The sequence below is a fragment of the Couchioplanes azureus genome, from assembly GCF_014648355.1.
GTDB lineage: Bacteria > Actinomycetota > Actinomycetes > Mycobacteriales > Micromonosporaceae > Actinoplanes > Actinoplanes azureus.
In genome coordinates, this window is sequence record NZ_BMQY01000002.1 from 314,234 (window position 1) to 332,604 (window position 18,371).

At 73.7% G+C, this 18,371-nt stretch carries 14 protein-coding genes; 7 read left to right on the top strand and 7 right to left on the bottom strand.

The window, feature by feature from the left end:
• Nucleotides 1-86 precede the first annotated feature (86 nt).
• Nucleotides 87-1,106 carry a hypothetical protein gene (locus IEY99_RS08640; RefSeq protein WP_189201208.1) on the bottom strand — a complete coding sequence of 340 codons (1,020 nt, stop codon included), beginning with the start codon at nt 1,104-1,106 and terminating at the stop codon, nt 87-89.
• Between the two features lie 323 nt (nt 1,107-1,429).
• A complete protein-coding gene (locus IEY99_RS08645) occupies nt 1,430-2,371 on the bottom strand; it encodes an LLM class F420-dependent oxidoreductase (RefSeq protein ID WP_189201209.1) in 942 nt (313 codons plus the stop codon).
• A gap of 79 nt (nt 2,372-2,450) precedes the next feature.
• On the opposite strand from IEY99_RS08645, the gene IEY99_RS08650 reads away from it, so the two are divergent.
• Nucleotides 2,451-3,050, top strand: coding sequence for a TetR/AcrR family transcriptional regulator (locus IEY99_RS08650; protein WP_189201210.1), 600 nt, complete (start codon nt 2,451-2,453; stop codon nt 3,048-3,050).
• 66 nt (nt 3,051-3,116) lie between these two features.
• Here the strand turns inward: IEY99_RS08650 and IEY99_RS08655 are convergent, their stop codons facing one another.
• Genes IEY99_RS08655 through pdhA form a run of 4 tightly spaced genes read right to left on the bottom strand, consistent with a single transcriptional unit; the run spans nt 3,117 to nt 9,000 of the window.
• Complete coding sequence (locus tag IEY99_RS08655) at nt 3,117-5,450, bottom strand: thiamine pyrophosphate-binding protein (RefSeq protein ID WP_444542441.1); 2,334 nt, start codon at nt 5,448-5,450, stop codon at nt 3,117-3,119.
• A 16-nt stretch (nt 5,451-5,466) separates the two neighbouring features.
• Entirely contained in the window at nt 5,467-6,885 is a 1,419-nt protein-coding gene (locus IEY99_RS08660; protein ID WP_189201212.1) for a dihydrolipoamide acetyltransferase family protein, read from the bottom strand.
• Nucleotides 6,882-7,913, bottom strand: coding sequence for an alpha-ketoacid dehydrogenase subunit beta (locus tag IEY99_RS08665; RefSeq protein ID WP_189201213.1), 1,032 nt, complete (start codon nt 7,911-7,913; stop codon nt 6,882-6,884). The genes IEY99_RS08660 and IEY99_RS08665 overlap by 4 nt, the downstream gene beginning before the upstream one ends.
• Nucleotide 7,914: 1 nt before the next feature.
• On the bottom strand, nt 7,915-9,000 hold the full coding sequence (gene pdhA / locus IEY99_RS08670; protein WP_189201214.1) for a pyruvate dehydrogenase (acetyl-transferring) E1 component subunit alpha: 1,086 nt from the start codon (nt 8,998-9,000) through the stop codon (nt 7,915-7,917).
• A gap of 119 nt (nt 9,001-9,119) precedes the next feature.
• Between pdhA and IEY99_RS08675 the strand changes: the two genes are divergently transcribed.
• The 3 genes from IEY99_RS08675 (at nt 9,120) to IEY99_RS08685 (ending at nt 11,974) form a co-directional block, all read left to right on the top strand.
• Nucleotides 9,120-9,626 carry an Lrp/AsnC family transcriptional regulator gene (locus IEY99_RS08675; protein ID WP_189201215.1) on the top strand — a complete coding sequence of 169 codons (507 nt, stop codon included), beginning with the start codon at nt 9,120-9,122 and terminating at the stop codon, nt 9,624-9,626.
• Nucleotides 9,627-9,850: 224 nt separating this feature from the next.
• Complete coding sequence (locus tag IEY99_RS34865) at nt 9,851-11,443, top strand: serine/threonine-protein kinase (RefSeq protein ID WP_189201216.1); 1,593 nt, start codon at nt 9,851-9,853, stop codon at nt 11,441-11,443.
• 66 nt (nt 11,444-11,509) lie between these two features.
• Nucleotides 11,510-11,974, top strand: coding sequence for a GNAT family N-acetyltransferase (locus tag IEY99_RS08685; RefSeq protein ID WP_189201217.1), 465 nt, complete (start codon nt 11,510-11,512; stop codon nt 11,972-11,974).
• A 25-nt stretch (nt 11,975-11,999) separates the two neighbouring features.
• Here IEY99_RS08685 and IEY99_RS08690 read toward each other — a convergent pair whose 3' ends face one another.
• Nucleotides 12,000-12,962, bottom strand: a complete 963-nt coding sequence (locus IEY99_RS08690) for a LysR family transcriptional regulator (protein ID WP_189201218.1) — start codon at nt 12,960-12,962, stop codon at nt 12,000-12,002.
• Between the two features lie 23 nt (nt 12,963-12,985).
• Between IEY99_RS08690 and IEY99_RS08695 the strand changes: the two genes are divergently transcribed.
• From IEY99_RS08695 to IEY99_RS08705, 3 genes are all read left to right on the top strand, one after another.
• Nucleotides 12,986-13,891 carry a serine hydrolase gene (locus tag IEY99_RS08695; RefSeq protein ID WP_189201219.1) on the top strand — a complete coding sequence of 302 codons (906 nt, stop codon included), beginning with the start codon at nt 12,986-12,988 and terminating at the stop codon, nt 13,889-13,891.
• Between the two features lie 140 nt (nt 13,892-14,031).
• On the top strand, nt 14,032-15,000 hold the full coding sequence (locus IEY99_RS08700; RefSeq protein WP_189201220.1) for an MBL fold metallo-hydrolase: 969 nt from the start codon (nt 14,032-14,034) through the stop codon (nt 14,998-15,000).
• A 126-nt stretch (nt 15,001-15,126) separates the two neighbouring features.
• Nucleotides 15,127-18,285, top strand: a complete 3,159-nt coding sequence (locus IEY99_RS08705; protein WP_189201221.1) for a penicillin acylase family protein — start codon at nt 15,127-15,129, stop codon at nt 18,283-18,285.
• Nucleotides 18,286-18,371 lie beyond the last annotated feature (86 nt).

Here is an 18,371-nt window from a genome sequence, read left to right on the forward strand (position 1 = left end):
TCGCGCCACGGCGACCCGGTGCGCCACCGGCCACCGCGCTGGCGCCACGTCCGGTCGACGAGCCACCCTGATCCGAGCGAGACTCCCTAATCGATGGGTAGCCCGGCGTTTCTCATGAGTTCCTTGGCGTACCCGGTCAGGACGAGCCCGAGCGTGCTGCCGGTGGCCCCGGTGATGATCTCCACCGTGCGACTCATCATCGTCTTGACGATGTTCGAGTCCTGCTCGCGGCGGGCAAGTTCGCCCTCGATGACGTCGGTGTTGCTGCGGACCGCGGCGGCGTGTTCCTCAGGCAGGCCGAGAGCCGGGAGCGCCTCGACGATGGCGCGCACGAGGACACTGATCTCGTCGTCGGCACGGCCTGATGTCGTGGTGAACCCCTGGGATACGTGCTTGTTGTGCAGGGCGATGTTGCCGGACACGGGAGCATTGAAGGTGGTGGTGATGTTCGGGCGGTGGTCGTTCTCCCGGCTCAGGTGGTCAGCCACGTCTCCTCCATGTGCAACGCATTCTTGGCCTTGGAAGGTGATTTGCGCGGTCACTGGACCACGGATCTCGGCAGCGCCACCGTCTCCGCGGATCAGCCCTTCGTCTTGCAGGTACTGCGCAGCGAGCCGGAACAGGCCCTCAGGCAGTTGCTCGCCCTCGAAGGTGGCGTGCTCACTCGTCAGCACTCCGTCGACGTGGTTCCACCGTTGGCCATCTGGGTCTTGCTCGCTCAACCAGCGCAGCAGACCGTTCGTGGCGGCGTTCTTCTGCCGCCACCGTCGCCGAACCTCGATGTCGGCCCGCTGCGCCTCCACCTTCGTCCTGCCCAGAGCGGTGAGAGTGATCCGCGGAACCTTGTCGATGCTGTAGGTGATCAGGCCCGCGTCGCGCAGTTCCGCAAGGCGGTACTGCCATATGGACCCGGCTTCTGGTGATCTCCCGGCTTTCCAGGTCCAGGGGTCGGCCGGATCCCGAGAGGACCGAGCGATGCGATGAACAGGACGAACGGGAGGTAGGCGCCGAGCCTCATACTGGCGGGTCAGTTGCCTCGGGTCCGGCGGCAGGTAAGAACGCGGAACGCGCGAACTGGCGACCTGGCTTCTCTGGAACTGGTGCACCGTGGTTCCCGGGTTGTCATAACACCAGTTCAGGAACTGCTCGCGCTCGCTTGCTGCGGGTTCGTGGGCTGGTGATCGACCTGGCATCAGGCGGCTCGGTCCTGGAGACGGCCGCCTCGGCGGCCGCGGGCGCGGCGAGCGGCGATGGCTTCCAGACCCGCAGTGTTCACCCTGACAAGAGTCACAGAGGATAGTCGCCGCCGCTACCCTCCGCATCATCGAGGCACGCCATCCGGGTCGCGGCTCCTCGTTCTGACGAGCGAGGAGCCGTCCCGCGGTGGAATGGGCCCGCCGACAACGCGGGCCGCACACCTCGACGTCTGCTAGGCGGCGACCAGGGGCCGGAGGGCGGCGCCCAGGCCCGCGACGGCACCCGGCCGGTGGCCGTTGCGGATCAGGTTGATGGTGATGCCGTCGATCCCGGCGCCGAGGACCTTCTCCTGCACCTGCGCGGCGACCTGGTCGGCCGTGCCGAGGAAGACGCGGTTGCGGCGGTCCTCGGGCACCGCGTGGGCGAGCTCGGCGACCTCCTGCCCCGTCTCCCCCACCAGGCCCATGACCAGGTAGCTGGTGGCAAGCGTGGCGGGATCGCGGCCGATCTCCTCGCAGCGCCGGCGTAGGACGGCGACCTTGTGCGGCAGGTCGTCGATGTCGCAGATGATGTTCATGTGGTCGGCGAAGCGCGCGGCCAGCCGGAACGTCTTCTGCTCACCGCTGCCGCCCAGCATGATCGGGATCGCCGGCCGCACCCGCGGGTTGTTCATGGCGCCGCGGGCCGTGTACCACTTGCCGTCGAAGGTCGCGGGCTCGCCCTTGAGCATCGGGGCGATGATGGTCAGGGCCTCCTCCAGCCGCTCGAAGCGCTGGGCGAACGACCCGAACTCGAAACCGTAGTCGTGGTGCTCGCGCTCGAACCAGCCGGCGCCGATCCCGAGCAGCGCCCGGCCCCGGGATACCACGTCCAGGGTGGTCACGGTTTTCGCCAGGAGGGCGGGATTGCGGTACGTGTTCCCGGTGACCAGCGCGGACAGCTGGACCGTCGAGGTGGCCGTAGCGAGCGCGCCGAGCGTCGTGTACGCCTCCAGCATCGCGTTCTCCGGCGCCCCGATGCCCGGCAGTTGGTAGAAGTGGTCCATCACCAGGACGGTGTCGAACCCCGCCGCCTCCGCCTCGCGGGCCTGCGCGACGACGGTGTCGAAGAGGTCCTCGTCCGCGACGCCGGGATAGGTGAAGTTCGGAATCTGGTACCCGAGCCGGATGCTCACAGTGCCTCCGCCAATGTAAGAGGGCTATCACCTGCTAATGTAAGAGCCCATTCACTTATCGGCAAGCGGGGAGGGCGGCGTGTCGGCGGAACGGGGTTACCACCACGGCGACCTCCGCGCGGCGCTCATCCAGGCCAGCTTCGAGCTGCTCGCCGAGGGCGGCCTGCAGCGCTTCTCGGTCGCCGCGGTCGCGCGCCGGCTCGGAGTGAGCTCGGCGGCGCCGTACCGGCACTTCCCGGACCGGGCGCACCTGCTCGGCGCGGTCTCCGCGGCCGCCGCCCGCGACCTGCGTGCCGCCATCGCCGCGGCCGCCGCCGCGGCGGGAACCGACCCGGCCGAGCGCCTGGCCGCGGCCGCGGGCGCCTACGTGCGGTACGTCGCCGGCACGGGCGCCGGCGTCCAGGTCATCTACGCCGCCGAGCTGTACGACCTGCCCGACGAGGCCCGCCGCGAGCAGACCCGGGCGCTGATGACCACCCTGATCGATTTGGCCACGGCGACCGGCTCCCGCTCGTACCAGGAGGCCGTGCGGCTCGTCGAGGCGACGATCGCCGTGGCGCACGGCTACACGTCGCTGCTGGCGGACGGCTTCTTCGCCCGCAAGGCGCACTCCAGCGACGCCGTCGCCGACCGGGCCACCGCGGCGGCCCGCGCCCTGATCGCCCCGCCCCGGCGCTAGGTCAGGCCATCCCGGCCGGAGGCCGGGCGAGGCCCCGCCGGAGGCCGGGCGGGATCCCGGGGTGGGTCAGGTGAGATCCAGGCCGGCGCGGACGATGCTGTCGGTGTCGATGCCGTGGTGCTGGTAGACCGCGGCGAGCGCGCCGGACTGACCGAAGGTGCTCACGCCGAGGTGCCGGGCGCTCCGGCGGTGCACCCCGGCCAGGAAGGCGAGCGTGTGCGGGTGGCCGTCGAGCACCGTGAGCAGCGGCGCGGCCCGGTCGGCGGGGAACGCCGCGTCGAGGATCCAGGTGTCGGCGCTGCCCTGGCCGGCGCGGGCCTGCATGGCCGCGAACAGCAGGCCGGGGCTGGTCACGCAGACCACGTCGGCGGGCGTGCCCAGCGCGGCGAGCCGGTCGGCGGCGGCCAGCGCCTCCGGCAGCAGGGCCCCCATCGCGGCGATGGTCAGCGCCGGTGGCTGCGGGGCGCGGCGCAGCAGGTAGGCGCCGGCGACCACCTGACGGCGGCGGCGCTCCCGGGCGGCCGGGTCGGCGGGGACGTCGGCCAGGCCCTGGTCGACCGGGCGCGAGGACAGCCGCAGGTACGCGGAGCTGCCGCCGGGCTTGCCGAGGCGGGCGAGCGCGGCGAGCAGGGTCCACTCCAGGTCGACGGTGAACGCGGGCTCGTAGCTGACGCAGCCCGGCTGCTCGAGACCGATCGACGGCGTCTTGATGGACTGGTGCGCGCCCCCCTCGGCGGCGAGGGTGACGCCGGCCGGGGTGCCGACCAGGATCGACTGACCGCCGGCGTACATGCCGAACGACCAGGGTTCGAGGGCGCGCTCGACGAAGGGGTCGTAGACCACGCCGATGGGCAGCAGCGGCTGGCCCCAGCGGCTCCACGTGGCACCCAGCTCGCCGAGCAGCCCGACCAGGTTGCCTTCGGCGATGCCCAGCTCGATGTGCTGCCCGGTGGGGCGCTCGCGCCAGTGCAGGATGGTCTCGGGGTCGTCGTCGAACCAGTTGCGGCGGTTGTCGGTCGACCACACGCCGACCTTGTTGATCCAGCCGCCGAGGTTGGTGGAGGACGCCACGTCGGGTGCCGCGGTCACCACGCGGCGGGCCACGGCGGGGGCCTGGCGGGTCAGGTCGAGCAGGGCCCGGCCGAGCCCGGCCTGCGTCGACGAGGTGCCGGACGGGGTCCGGCCCAGGTCGGCGGGCACGTCCGGCGCGGGCTCCGCGGTCACCGGCGCGCGGTGCAGCCGGGCGGCGACCTCCGCGCAGAGCCGGCCGGGCGCCGAGTGCGGCGTGAAGCGGGCCCACGGCGCCTCCACCGACATGCCGACCCGGGCGCCGAGCTCGCGCAGCTGCGCCTCGGTCAGCAGCGACGAGTGGTTCTGCGGGTGGCCCTCGGTGGCCAGCCCGTAGCCCTTCACGGTGTAGGCGAAGATGACCGTGGGGCGGCTGTCGTCGATCGCCGCCAGCGTGTCGCCCAGGGTGCGCAGGTCGTGGCCGCCGAGGTTGCGCAGCGCCGCCACGAGGGTGCCGTCGTCGAGCCCGTCGACCAGCTCCCGCAGTGCCGCCGCGTCGGCCCCCTCGCCGGGCAACCGCAGCCGCAACTGCTCCGGCGAGCACCGCAGCAGCCGCTGGAACTCGGCGTTGGACATGTCGTCCACCCGCCGGCGCAGCGCGTCACCGCCGGGCCGCTCGAAGATGGCGCTGAGCAGCCGGCCGTACTTGGCGGTCAGCACCTGCCAGCCGGCGGCCTCGAACATGGCCTGCAGCCGGGTCGCCGCGACGTGCGGCACGACCCGGTCCAGGGACTGGCGGTTCAGGTCGACGATCCAGCAGACCTCGCCGAGCTCGCCCACCATCGGGTCGAGGATGGCCTCCCAGCACGCCCCCTCGTCCAGCTCGGCGTCGCCGACGAGCGAGTACTGCCGGCCGGCGCCGGTCGAGGCGCCGCAGGCGTTGACGTAGCGGCGGGCCAGCGCGCCCCAGATCGGGGCGGTGGCGCCGATGCCGACCGAGCCCGTGGAGTAGTCGACCGGGTCGGGGTCCTTGGACCGGCTCGGGTAGCTCTGCAGCCCGCCGAAGGAGCGCAGGGTGGTCAGGTAGCGCTCGTCCAGGCTGCCGAGCAGGTAGTTGATCGCGTGCAGCACCGGCGAGGCGTGCGGCTTCACCGAGACGCGGTCCTGCGCGGTGAGGTGGTCGAACCACAGCGCCGTCATGATCGTCGCCATCGACGCGCTCGACGCCTGGTGGCCGCCGACCTTGAGGCCGTCCGGGTTCGGCCGGACCCGGTTGGCGTGGTCGATCATCGCGGTGGCGAGCCAGAGCACCCGCTGCTCCACCTCGCGCAGGACCGCCCAGCGGTCCTCGTCGCCCTCGATGCGCACAACGGCGGGATCGACCGCGGTCACGTCCACCTCCACGAGCTCACAGATCGGCAAGCAGGGTCGCCGGCTTCTCCACACAGTCGGCGACATAGCGCAGGAACCCGCCCGCCGCGCCGCCGTCGCACACCCGGTGATCGAAGCTCAGCGACAGCTGCGTGACCTTTCGGACGGCGAGCTGCCCGTCGACGACCCAGGGCTTGTCGACGATACGGCCCACACCGAGGATGCCAGCCTCCGGGTGGTTGATGATCGCGTTCGAGCCGTCCACGCCGAAGACGCCGTAGTTGTTCAGCGTGAACGTACCGCCGGTCAGCGCGGCGGGCGGCAGCGTCCCGGCACGGGCCAGCCCGGCCAGCCGGCTCATCTCGGCGCCGAGCTGGGCGGCGCTCATCAGGTGCGCACCCTGCACCACCGGCACCATCAGGCCCCGGTCGGTCTGCGCGGCGAAGCCCAGGTTGACGTGCGGCAGCCGGAGGATCTCCCCGGCCGCCACGTCGACGGTCGAGTTCAGCTCGGGGAACCGCCGGAGACCCGCGACGCAGATCCGGGCGAGCAGGGCGAGCAGGCCGACGCCGCGGTCCGCGAGGGCGTTCTTCGCCTCGACGAGGCCGGTGGCGTCGACGTCGACCCAGGTGGTCGCGTCGGGGATCTCGCTGCGGCTGCGCGCCAGCTTGTCGGCGACCGCCCGCCGCACGCCCCGCAACGGGATGCGCTCGATGCCGGCCGCCGGTGCGCCGGCCGCGGAAACGGCGGAAGCGACGGGAGCGACGGGAGCGGCCGGAACGGTGGTGGCCGGAACGGTGGTGGCCGGAGCGGTGGTGGCCGGAGCGGTGGTGGCCGCGATGGCCTCCTCGACGTCGCGGCGCCGGATGACGCCGTGACCGCCGGGGACGACCGCGGTGAGGTCGACGCCGTGCTCGCGGGCCAGCTTGCGGACCAGCGGCGAGATGACCTTGGGCGCGGCCGGCTCACCGGACACCGGCGCGGCGGCCACGGAGGTCACGGCGGTCGCGGAGGCCTGGGTGGCCACACCGGCCGCGGACGCTGCACCGGCGGTAGCGGTAGCGGCCGCGGTGGCCGCCGTCCGGCCCCGGCGGGCACGCCGCCGGGAGGCCGGGGCATGGCCGGTGCCGTACCCGATCAGGACGTTGCCCGAGCCGGCCCGCTCCTCGGTGCGGTACTGCTCGGCCGGACCGGAGCCGCCGTCCGGCGCCGCCGCCGCGGCGACGGTGATCAGCGGCTCGCCCACGGCGAGGACCGAGCCGGCCTCGGCGTGCAGGATCGCGACCGTGCCCGCGAACGGCACGGGGACCTCGACCGCCGCCTTGGCCGTCTCCACCTCGACCACGACCTGGTCGACGGTCACCGTGTCGCCGACCGAGACCCGCCACTGGACGACCTCCGCCTCGGTCAGGCCCTCACCCAGGTCGGGCAGGCGGAAGACCTGGTCGGCGCTCATGCCGTGGTCCCGGTGTGGCGCAGGTCCGGCTCGTCGTCGAACTGGAGTCGGTCGACCGCGTCGAGGATGCGGTCGACGGTGGGCAGGTGCGCGTGCTCCAGCTTCGGCGGCGGGTACGGGATGTCGTACCCGGTCACCCGCAGCACCGGCGCGGCCAGCGAGTGGAAGCAGCGCTCCTGCACCCGGGCGGCGATCTCCGCGGCGACGCCCGCGAAGCCCTGCGCCTCCTGGACGACGACGCAGCGGCCGGTGCGGCGTACCGAACGGACCACGGTCTCGTCGTCGAAGGGCACGATCGTGCGCAGGTCGACGACCTCCAGGCTGATCCCCTCGGCCGCGGCCGCCTCCGCCGCCTGCAGCGCGAGCGGCACGGTGGGGCCGTAGGCCACCAGGGTCGCGTCCGTGCCGGCGCGCCGGACGGCGGCCCGTCCCATCGGGCCGGCCGCGCGGGTGCCGAGGTCGACCTTCGCCTTGCTCCAGTACAGCCGCTTGGGCTCCATGAAGACGACCGGGTCGGGGTCGGCGATCGCGTCGCGCAGCAGCCAGTACGCGTCCTCGACGGTGGCCGGCGTGACCACCTTCAGCCCCGGCGTGTGCGCGTAGTACGCCTCGCTGGAGTCGCAGTGGTGCTCGACCCCGCCGATGCCGCCGGCGAACGGCACCCGGATCACGATGGGCATGGTGAGCGCGCCCCTGGTCCGGTTGCGCATCTTCGCCACGTGCGAGGCGATCTGCTCGAACGCGGGGTAGGCGAACGCGTCGAACTGCATCTCGACGACGGGCCGCATGCCGCCCATGGCCAGGCCGACGGCGAGCCCGACGATGCCGGACTCGGCCAGCGGCGTGTCGAAGCAGCGGTCCTCGCCGAACTTGCGGGTGAGGCCGTCGGTGATCCGGAAGACGCCGCCCAGGGCGCCGACGTCCTCGCCGAAGACCAGCACGCTCTCGTCGTCACCGAGCGCGTCGCAGAGGGCGGCGTTCAGCGCCTGCGCCATGGTCAGCTCGGTGGGTGCGGTACCCGTGGTCATCTCATGCCTCCCCGGCGTCGAGCTCGGCGACGAGCTGCGCGCGCTGCTCCTCGAGCTGCGCGGTCGGCTCGGCGAAGACGTGGTCGAACAGAGTGCGCGGGTCGACCGCCACGTCCGCGTTCAGCTTGGTGCGCACCTCGGCGGCGAACGCCTCGGCCTCGGCCTCGGCGGTCCGCACCGCCTCGTCGTCGATCAGGCCGCGCCGGCGCAGGTACGTCTGCAGCCGGGCGAGCGGGTCGGCGGCGGCCCACCGGGTCACCTCGGCCTCGTCGCGGTAGCGGGTCGCGTCGTCGGCGTTGGTGTGCGCCTCCATCCGGTAGGTGTGCGCCTCCACGAGGTAGGGGCCGCGGCCGGACCGGGCGTGCTCGACCGCGGTGCCGAGCACCGAGAGCACGGCGAGCAGGTCGTTGCCGTCGACCTGCTCGGAGGCGACGCCGTAGCCGACGCCCTTGTAGGCCAGGGCGGGTGCCGCGGTCTGCTGGGCCAGCGGCACGGAGATCGCGTACCCGTTGTTCTGGATGAAGAACACGACCGGCGCGCGCCGCACGGCGGCGAAGTTGAGCGCCTCGTGGAAGTCGCCCTCGCTGGTGCCGCCGTCGCCGATCAGCGCCAGCACCACGCCGTCCTCGCCCTTGCGGCGCAGCGCCTCGGCCAGGCCGACCGCGTGGATGGTCTGGGTGGCCAGCGGGGTGCACTGCGGCGCCACCTTGACGGCCGCCGGGTCGTAGCCGCAGTGCCAGTCGCCGCGCAGCAGGGTCAGCACCTCGGCCGGGTCGAGTCCCCGGGCGACCAGGGCGACGCTGTCGCGGTAGGTGGGGAACAGCCAGTCGTCGTCACGCAGCGCGAGGACGGCGGCGATCTGGCACGCCTCCTGGCCGCGGCTGGACGGGTACACGGCGAGCCGGCCCTGCTTGGTCAGCGCGGTGGCCTGGGTGTCGAAGCGCCGGCCCAGCACCATCCGCCGGTGCGCCTCGACGAGCAGGTCGTCGCTCGGCCGGGCATACCCGGCGGGCGCGGGCGTCTCGGTGCCGTCGGCGGCGACGAAACGCACGGGTTCCGGGGAAGGCAGCAGGTCCTCAAGCCGCATGGCGACGCTCGCTCTCTCTGGACGCCTGATCGCATCAGCGTGGGTTCGCGGCGATGTACGGTCAAGGGCGCCGGATGATCGCAGACGAATGGCCGATCATGAAGGGAAGTGGCGTCACAATGTCCTCGGAGAGGCCGCCGACCGACGGCGCGGCTGGACGTTCTGCCGGGCCGCTCGATCCGACCGACCGGGTCCTGCTGGCGGAGCTGAAGCGCGACGGGCGCATCTCCATTCGGGCGCTGGCGGAACGCGCCCACATCTCCCGGTCGAACGCGTACACGCGGGTGGCCCGGATGGTCGACGACGGCACGATCCGCGGCTTCACCGCCGAGCTCGACCCGCACAGCATCGGGCTGGGCACGACCGCGTACGTCGCGATCACCATCGACCAGACCGCCTGGCGCCAGATCGCCGCCGGGATCAGCGACATCCCGTACGTGGAGCACTTCGCCCTGATCGGCGGCGACAACGACGTGCTCGCGCTGGTCCGGGCGCCGGACAACACCGCGCTGCGGGACGTCGTGCTGGACCGCATCCAGGACATCCCCGGCGTGCGCACCACGCGGACCTGGCTGGTGTTCGAGGAACGCACCGGGCGGGGAGTGCCCTACGACGCCGAGGCCTGACCGCGGCACTGTGGTGGCGCTCACACACCGTGAAAATCGTTCACGATCGTTACCATCACCGGGCGGTGCACCACTTCCCCAGGTCGGGTACGATGTCGGCCATTCACACGAGGCAATCGGCACCGTGATCGATCCGGCGACGCCGGGGCGAGCCGGCGCCGATCTGCACGGTGAGTAGTGGCGTGATGCCACGGTCGAGCGCAAGGTCCGGGGGAGGGATCACGGTGCGATCACTCGCGGGCCGCTATCGCGTGGAAGAGGCCGTCGGGCGGGGCGGCAGCGCGGTCGTGCACCGCGGCTGGGACCGCACGCTCAAGCGCCCTGTGGCGATCAAGCTCTTCTCGCCGTACCGGTACGGCACCGAGGAGCCCGCCGTCGACGTGCTGCGGGAGGCGCGCGCCGCGGCCGGGCTCAGCCACCCTAACGTCGCCCGGGTCTACGACTACGGCGAGGCGATCGAGGGCGAGGAGCGGCACCCGTACCTCATCATGGAGTTCCTCGAGGGCGACACCCTCGCCGACGAGCTGGCCCGCACCGGCGCGCTGGAGTGGCAGCGGGCCGTCGCGATCTGCGCGGACACCGCCGCGGCCCTGGCCGCCGCGCACGCGCGCAACCTGGTGCACCGCGACGTCAAGCCGCGCAACGTCATGCTCACCCCGGGCGGCGTCAAGGTCCTCGACTTCGGCATCGCCGCCTTCGCCGGGCAGAACAGCTTCGACACCCACGGGCGGCTCTGGGGCACCCCGGCGACCCTCGCGCCGGAACAGCTGCGCGGCGAGCCGACCTATCCCGCCGCGGACGTGTACGCGCTCGGCCTGCTGCTGTTCGAATGCCTCACCGGTTCGCGCGCGTGGCCCGGCACCACCGTCGGCGAGATCCTGGCCGCCCGCCACGGGGGCCGGACGCCGCGCCTGCCGCGCATCGCCGGACTCCCCCGCGAGATCATCCGCCTCTACGACGACTGCACCGCCGAGGAGGCCGACCGGCGCCCGTCGGCCGCTTCCGCGGTCGAGGTCCTCCGCCGGGCCATCGGCAGGCTGCCGGCCGTGCGTCCGGCCGTCGCCAGAGTCACGGCCGCCACCACGGCCGGCGGCGTTGCGGCCCTCACCGCCGTCGGCACCGCCGCGCTCGATGGCGTCCCGGCCGGCAGCGCTGCCGTCGCCACGGCCGCCGGCCGCGGTCCGGCCCTGGCCGCCCTCGGCCGCGTTCCGGCCCTCACCGCCATCGGCAACGTTCCGGGCGCCGTCGTCGGCGGCGTCCGGGCCATCGGCCGGACCCGGTCGCGGCGCCGCGTCGCCGCCACCGCGTCCATGGCCGTCGCCGCGGCGATCGTCAGCATCCTCGGCCTCCAGATCGCCAACGGCGGCGCGGCGCCGCACGGCCGGCAGGCGGAGGCCGCCGCCGACGGTGCGGCCGGCGCCGCCGGCATGACCCCGACGCCGCAGGTCATGCCGCGCCCCACCGCGAGCGCGCCGCCGCGGGACCTGCCCGCGGAGGCGGACCACCCGGTCCGCAAGCCGCCGGGGGACATCATCCGCGAGGTCGTGGCGCCGCCGGCCGCCACCGTGACCTGGTCCCGGCCGGCGACGTGGCCGACCACCACGATGCCGACGGCCGAGCCCACGGCGACCCAGCACACCCCGACCACGCCGCCGCCGGCCACGACGGAACCGACGACGCCGCCGACGGTGGACCCGACCACCCCGCCACCCACCGAGACCACGACGATCCCGCAGCCGTCCACCGAGACCACCACCCCACCGCCGGCGACCACGGAGCCCACGCCGGAGATGGTGCTCGCCGAGACGACCCCGTGACCCGCGCCGGCTGACCACCGGCCGAACCCGGTTGCGCCGCTCGCCCGCGGGCGGCACCGTACGGAGATGCCCGACCACCCCGTACGGGAGATGACCCCGGCCGAGACGGCCACCGTCGCCGAGCTGCTGGACGCCTTCAACCGCGAGTTCGACACCCCCACGCCGGGTCCCGCCGTCCTCGCCCGGCGCCTGCCGGGCCTGCTCGCCGACGGCCGGCTCGCGGTCCTGCTCACCGGGGAACCGGCCGCCGGCGTGGCGGTCCTGTCCCTGCGCCCCAACGTCTGGAGCGACGGCCCGGTGGTGCTGCTCGACGAGCTGTACGTGCGACCCGAGCTCCGCAACCGCCGCTACGGGCATGCCCTGCTGGAGGCCGCCTGCCGGCTGGCCCGCGAGCGCGGCGCGGAGACCATCGAGATCAACGTCGACGGCGACGACACGGACGCCCGGCGCTTCTACGAGGCGCACGGCTTCACCTACACCGAGCCCGGCGCCGGCGAGCCGATGTACTTCTACTACCGCGACCTCGGCTGAGCAGCCGGAGGCCGCCGGCCGGCGCTCAACGGCCCGGGCGGACCGTGTCGAAGACGACCGACCAGGGCGTCGGCGTGCCGGCCGGCGCGGCGGCGGGTGACCACGGTCCGGTGAGGACCTCGGCGGCCACGGTGGCGAAACGCTCGGCCGCCGGGTGCGCGCCGCGCCGCGGCCAGACCGCGGAGACCTCCTCCCGCAGCGGCTCGCCGGCCAGTGGACGCCAGGCGACGCGCGGTTCGCGGCGCACCGCGGCCTCGCGGTGCAGAGCCACCCCGTCTCCGGCGAGGACCAGGCCGCAGAGCAGCTCCGGGCTGCGGGCGTGCCGGATCCGCTCCGGCACGAACCCGTTGTCCCGGGCGACCGCGAGGATGTGGTCGTACCAGGCGGGTGCGGTGGCGCGCGGGAACAGGACGAGGCCGTGCCCGGTGAGGTCGGCGAGGCTCAGCGTGGCGGACCGGGCGAGCGGCGAGGCGCGCGGCAGGACCACCCCCAGCGGCGTACGGGTGACCGGGCCGGACCCGAGGTCGACCAGGTCGGCCGGGTGCTGGACCAGGCCCACGTCGAGCCGGGCACCGGCCAGCGCGTCGAGCTGTTCGGCGGTGGTCAGCTCGTGCAGATCGACGTCCAGCCCGGGTGCGTGCGCGCGGAGCCGGCGCAGCAGCTCCCCCAGGACCTGCGCCGGGGTGTCCGGCGGTACGCCCGCCCGCAGCGTGCCCAGGTCGCCGTCGCGGATGGTGCGCATGAGCGTCCGCATCCGCTGCTCCGCGGCGAGCAGCTCGCGCGCCTGCTCGACCAGGGCCTGGCCCGCGGTGGTCAGCGCGGTGCCCCGGGGCAGCCGGTCGAAGAGCGTGACGCCGAGCTCGCGCTCCAGCCGGCGCATCGCCTGGCTGAGCGGCGGCTGGGCCATGCCGAGCGTCTCCGCGGCCCGGCTGAAGTGCAGTTCCTCGGCGACGACCAGGAAATACCGCAGGTGCCGGAAGAGATCCACGGCGTCCACCCTAGGGTGGTCCGATGTCCGTCGACGACGTGTTCGCCGCCGGTGGCGTCGAGGGCTGGCTGCATGCCCGCGACATCGACACCGGCGACGCCGTGGGGTGCCGTTCCGGCGAGCCGGTGGTGCTCAGCTCCGTCTTCAAGATCCTGCTGGCGCTGGAGTACGCCCGGCAGGCCGCCTCGGGCGCGCTCGATCCGGCCGAACGGGTGACGGTGCGCGGCGGGGACCGGCTGGGTGGCTGGGGCACCGGCGGATGCGCCGACGACGTCGAGCTGTCGCTGCGCGACCTGGCGTACTTCACCATGTCGGTCAGCGACAACGCCGCCGCGGACGTGCTGCTGCGCCGGGTCGGCCCGGACCTGCTGCCGGTCCTCGCCGCCGAGCTGGGCCTCGTCCGGACCCGCGTGGTGGGCGGCCCGCGCCAGATGCTCGAGACCATGTTCGCCGACGTGGGCGCGGCGGACGGCGCCGGTTTCGCCCGGGTCTTTCCCACCCTTTCCGACGCGCAGGTGCGCGCGTTGCGCGTCTTCGACCCGCGGCGGACCACGTCGAGCACGCCGGAGGAGATCACCCGTCTGCTCCAGCTGATCTGGCGGGACGAGGCCGGGCCGCCCGAGGCCTGCGCGACGGTGCGCGACCTGATGTCGCGGCAGATGTTCTGGACGCGGCTCGCGGCCGCGTTCCCGGCCGGAGTCCGGGTGGCCGGCAAGACCGGCACGCTGCCCGGCCTGCACATGGAGGCCGGCGTGGCGGAGTATCCGGACGGCGGCCGGTACGCGCTCGCGGTGTTCGTCCGGACCCGGCGGCTCGACACGTCCCGGATGGACGTCGACCAGCTGCTCGGCCGGGCCGCGGCGGCCGCGGTGCGGCACCTGCGCGACGGTCTGCCCGCCGGCGTGCCCGGAGTCGCCGGCGCCGAGTGATCCACGCCACGCGCGACGCGCGACGGGCCGGTCGCGAGCTGGGCTGATATCCGGACGGCTATGGCGGGTGCGGCGACCGGATCTTGGACGCGCGGCGGGAGCCGCTGGTGTGCTGCGGGTCCCTCGACGGAAGGACCGTGATGTCCCGCAACGCCTTCGACCGCCGCGACTTCCTGCGTACCGCCGCGGCCGGCACCGCGCTGGCCTCCCTGCCCGCGGCGCTGCCCGGCACGCCGGCCGCCGCCGCGCCCGGCGCCGCTCCCCGACGCCGGCGGACCGCGACGTTCCGCTGGCTCGGCACCACCGGCTGGCGCATCGACGTCGCGGGCCGGACCGTGCTGGTCGACCCGTACGTGAGCCGCTTCCGGACCGGGCTGTTCGGCGGCACGTTCGACCCGGCCACGCCGCTCGCCGTGGATCCCGCCGCGATCGCCGCCGCGGACCTGGGCGCCCCCGAGACCGTGCTGGTGACCCACACCCACTGGGACCACTTCGCCGACGTGCCCCACGTGGCCCGGACGACCGGGGCACGGGTACTGGGCACCCTCACCGCCTACCACCTGGGGCTGGCCGCCGGCGTACCCGGCGATCGGCTGAGCCCGGTGAAGGGCGGCGAGGTGCTGGACTTCGGCGACTACCGGGTCGAGGTCGTCGCCGCGCTGCACAGCCGCAACGCCAGGTACTCACTCGCCTTTCCCGGCGTCCGGTTGCAGGCGCCCGGCGCGGCGCCGGCGACGATCGCCGATCTGCCCGAGGGCGACACCCTGGCGTACGTGTTCCGCGTACCCGGCGGCCCGTCGGTCTTCCTCATGGGTGCCAGCGACTTCGTCGAGCGCAACCTGGCCGGCATCCGGCCGGACGTCGCGATGATCCCGATCAACAGCAGCGACGCCACCCACGACTACGTGCCCCGCCTGCTCGCGGCGCTCGACCGCCCGGCCGTGGTCGTGCCGGTGCACTGGGAGAACTTCGAGACGCCGCTGCGGAACCCGCCGGTGGTGGCACCCGCCGACCGCCGGCGGCTGGACGCCTTCGAGGCCGCGATCCGGGCGGCGTCGCCGCGGACCCGGATCGTGCGGCCGGAGTTCCTGACGCCGTACGAATTCTGATCCGTTCGCGGCATCTGCCGGAGGCCGAAGAAATCGACTCTTGTCAAAGTGTGACGCCGACCGTAAACAGGTGGTTAGCAGTATGAATCTTTCTCGCGTCATGCGGCCCGGAAGGGACCCCCGCCCATGCACCGACGCCCCCCGCGCATCCGCGCGGTACTGACCGCCTCACTGCTGCTCACCGCCGCCGTCACGGTCGGCGCCACCTCCGGCGCACCGGCCACCGCGGCCCCCGCCACCAACACCGACCACTGCCTCGGCGAGTGCCACGACATCCTGCCGCCGGGCCAGAACGGCACCGCGAACCTCGTGCAGATCATCGCCCATCAGACCCTCGGCACCATGCCCCGGCACTCCAGCGACCAGCTGGGACGCTATGCCGACCTCGTGCACCACCACACCGGCCTGACCGAGGAGCAGATCGGCACCTTCTTCAACGACGGCTCGTTCGGCGTCGCACCCGGCGAGGTCGAACGCAGCTACCAGCCCCGCTCCGACGTGACCGTGGTCCGCGACAAGGCCCTCGGCGTCCCGCACATCACCGGCAGCACCCGGGCCGGCACGATGTTCGGCGCGGGCTACGCCGGGGCCGAGGACCGGCTGTTCCTCATGGACCTGATGCGGCACGTGGCCCGCGGCGAGCTCACCCCGTTCGCCGGCGGCAACCCGGGCAACCGGGCCCTGGAACAGAGCGTGTGGCGCAACTCGCCGTACACCGAGGCGGACCTGCAGGCGCAGATCGACGCGCTGCGGTCCTCGGGACCGCGCGGCGCGCAGCTCTACGCGGACGTGCAGGCGTACGTCGCCGGTGTCAACGAGTACATCGCCGACTGCATGGCCGCGCGCAACTGTCCCGGCGAGTACGTGCTGACCGGCAACATGGACCCGATCACCAACGCCGGGGGCCCGGAGGACTTCACGCTGACCGACCTGATCGCGGTCGCCGGGGTCATCGGCGGCCTGTTCGGCGGGGGCGGCGGCGGCGAGATGCAGTCCGCCCTGGTCCGGATCGCCGCGCGGGCCGAGTACGGCGACGCGGCCGGCGACGCGGTCTGGACGACGTTCCGCTCCCAGAACGATCCCGAGACGGTGCAGACCCTGCACGCCGGACAGACGTTCCCCTACACGCCGGACAACCGCGGCGCCGCCGGGGTCGCCATGCCGGACCCGGGCACCGTCACGGGCGAGCCGCTCGTCTACGACCAGTCCGGGACGGCGACGTCGGCCCGCAGGCACGGCAGGAGCGCCATCGCCGAGTCCCTCGGCAAGCTGGCCATCGACGGCCACCGCGGCATGTCCAACGCGGCGGTGGTCTCCGCCGCGCACTCGGCGACGGGCCACCCGGTCGCCGTGTTCGGCCCGCAGACCGGCTACTTCGCTCCCCAGCTGCTCATGCTTCAGGAGCTGCAGGGCCCGGGGATCAGCAGCCGGGGCGCCGCCTTCGCCGGACTGAACCTCTACACGCTGCTGGGCCGCGGGCCCGACTACGCGTGGAGCGCCACCTCGGCGGGGCAGGACATCACCGACACCTTCGCCGCGGAGCTCTGCGAGCCCGGCGGCGGCACGCCGACCACCGCGTCTTCGCACTACCTCTACCACGGTCAGTGCCTCGCGATGGAGGCGCTGTCCAAGTCCAACGCGTGGGAGCCCAGCACCGCCGATCCCACCCCGGCCGGGTCGTACCGGCTCACCGTGCTGCGGACCAGGTACGGCCTGGTGTCGCACCGCGGCCTGGTCGGCGGAAAGCCGGTCGCGTTCACCAGCCTGCGCGCGACGTACCGGCACGAGGCGGACTCGGCGCTCGGCTTCCAGATGTTCAACGAGCCCGACCAGATGGGTACGGCCGCCGGGTTCCAGGCCGCGGCGTCGCAGATCTCGTTCGCGTTCAACTGGTTCTACGTCAACTCCGCCGACACGGCGTACTTCGCGTCCGGGGCGCACCCGGTCCGGTCCGCCGGCGCCGACCCGAACCTGCCGACCTGGGGCCGGCCCGCGTACGAGTGGTCCGGCTGGGACCCGGCCACCAACGTCGCCGCGTACCAGCCCGCCTCGGCGCACCCGCAGGCGGTCAACCAGGACTACTTCGTCAGCTGGAACAACAAGCAGGCGAACGGGTTCTCGGCCGCCGACGGCAACTTCAGCTTCGGCGCGGTGCACCGCGGCGACCTGCTGGACCGGCCGATCAAGCAGGCCCTGGCGGCGGGTCGCACGTTCGACCGGGGCAGCCTGCTGAGCGTCGTGGAGACCGCGGCGATCACCGACCTGCGGGGCGCCGAGGTCCTCGACGACCTGCTGCGCGTCATCGACTCCGCCCCGGTCACCGATCCGGCCCAGGCCCAGGCGATCGCCAAGCTGCGCGCGTGGCAGCAGGACGGCAGCAAGCGCGTCGAGACCGCGCCGGGCAGCAAGGTCTACCGCGACGCCGAGGCCATCCGCATCCTCGACGCCTGGTGGCCACGGCTGGTGCCGGCGCAGTTCAAGACGCCGCTCGGCGACGAGCTGTACCAGACGCTGGCGAACACCCTGCCGATCGACGAGTCGCCGTCCACCGGCCAGGGCCACGAGGGTTCCGCGTTCCAGTCCGGCTGGTGGGGCTACGTGGAGAAGGACCTGCGCGCGGTGCTCGGCGACGACGTTCCCCACTGGCCGGTCACCTACTGCGGGAACGGCAGTCTCGGCGCCTGCCGCGGCGCGCTGCTCGCCAGCCTCACGGCGGCGCTGGCGGTGCCGGCCACCACCACCTATCCCGGCGACTCGCACTGCGCGGCCGGCGACCAGTGGTGCGCCGACGCCATCCTGCAGTCACCGCTCGGCGGCATCACCCACCCGATGACGAGCTGGCAGAACCGGCCCACCTACCAGCAGGTCGTCTCGTTCCCGGCGCGGCGCGGCGACGACGTGAGCAACCTGGCGGCCGGGCGCGCGGTGACCGCGTCGACCACCCAGCCCGGCCATCCCGCCGCGCACGCCGTCGACGGCGACCGGGCCACGCGCTGGGCGAGCCGGTGGTCCGACAACCAGTGGCTGCGCATCGATCTGGGCAGCAGCCGGCCGGTGGCCCGGATGGTGATCCGGTGGGAGTCCGCGTACGCCACCGCGTACAAGATCGAGGTCTCGCCCGACGGCAGCGCCTGGACCCAGGTCGCGGCGGTGACCGGCGGCAACGGCGGGGTCGACAACGTCACCTTCCCGGCGACCGGCGCCCGCCACGTGCGGCTGACCGGGCAGAGCCGGGCCACCTCCTACGGCTTCTCGGCCTACGAGGTGGAGCTGTACTCGCACTGAGCATGCGGACGCCCGGTTCGGCCTCGCCGGCCGAACCGGGCGTCCGCACGAGTGGAGGCGGTCAGGCGAATCGCCGAACCGCATCC

Coding starts and splice junctions, on each gene's coding strand:
- IEY99_RS08660 (WP_189201212.1), bottom strand. CDS start 6,885: ATGAGCGCCGACCAGGTCTTCCGCCTGCCCGACCTGGGTGAGGGCCTG.
- IEY99_RS08665 (WP_189201213.1), bottom strand. CDS start 7,913: ATGACCACGGGTACCGCACCCACCGAGCTGACCATGGCGCAGGCGCTG.
- pdhA (WP_189201214.1), bottom strand. CDS start 9,000: ATGCGGCTTGAGGACCTGCTGCCTTCCCCGGAACCCGTGCGTTTCGTC.
- IEY99_RS08675 (WP_189201215.1), top strand. CDS start 9,120: ATGTCCTCGGAGAGGCCGCCGACCGACGGCGCGGCTGGACGTTCTGCC.
- IEY99_RS08685 (WP_189201217.1), top strand. CDS start 11,510: ATGCCCGACCACCCCGTACGGGAGATGACCCCGGCCGAGACGGCCACC.
- IEY99_RS08695 (WP_189201219.1), top strand. CDS start 12,986: ATGTCCGTCGACGACGTGTTCGCCGCCGGTGGCGTCGAGGGCTGGCTG.
- IEY99_RS08700 (WP_189201220.1), top strand. CDS start 14,032: ATGTCCCGCAACGCCTTCGACCGCCGCGACTTCCTGCGTACCGCCGCG.
- IEY99_RS08705 (WP_189201221.1), top strand. CDS start 15,127: ATGCACCGACGCCCCCCGCGCATCCGCGCGGTACTGACCGCCTCACTG.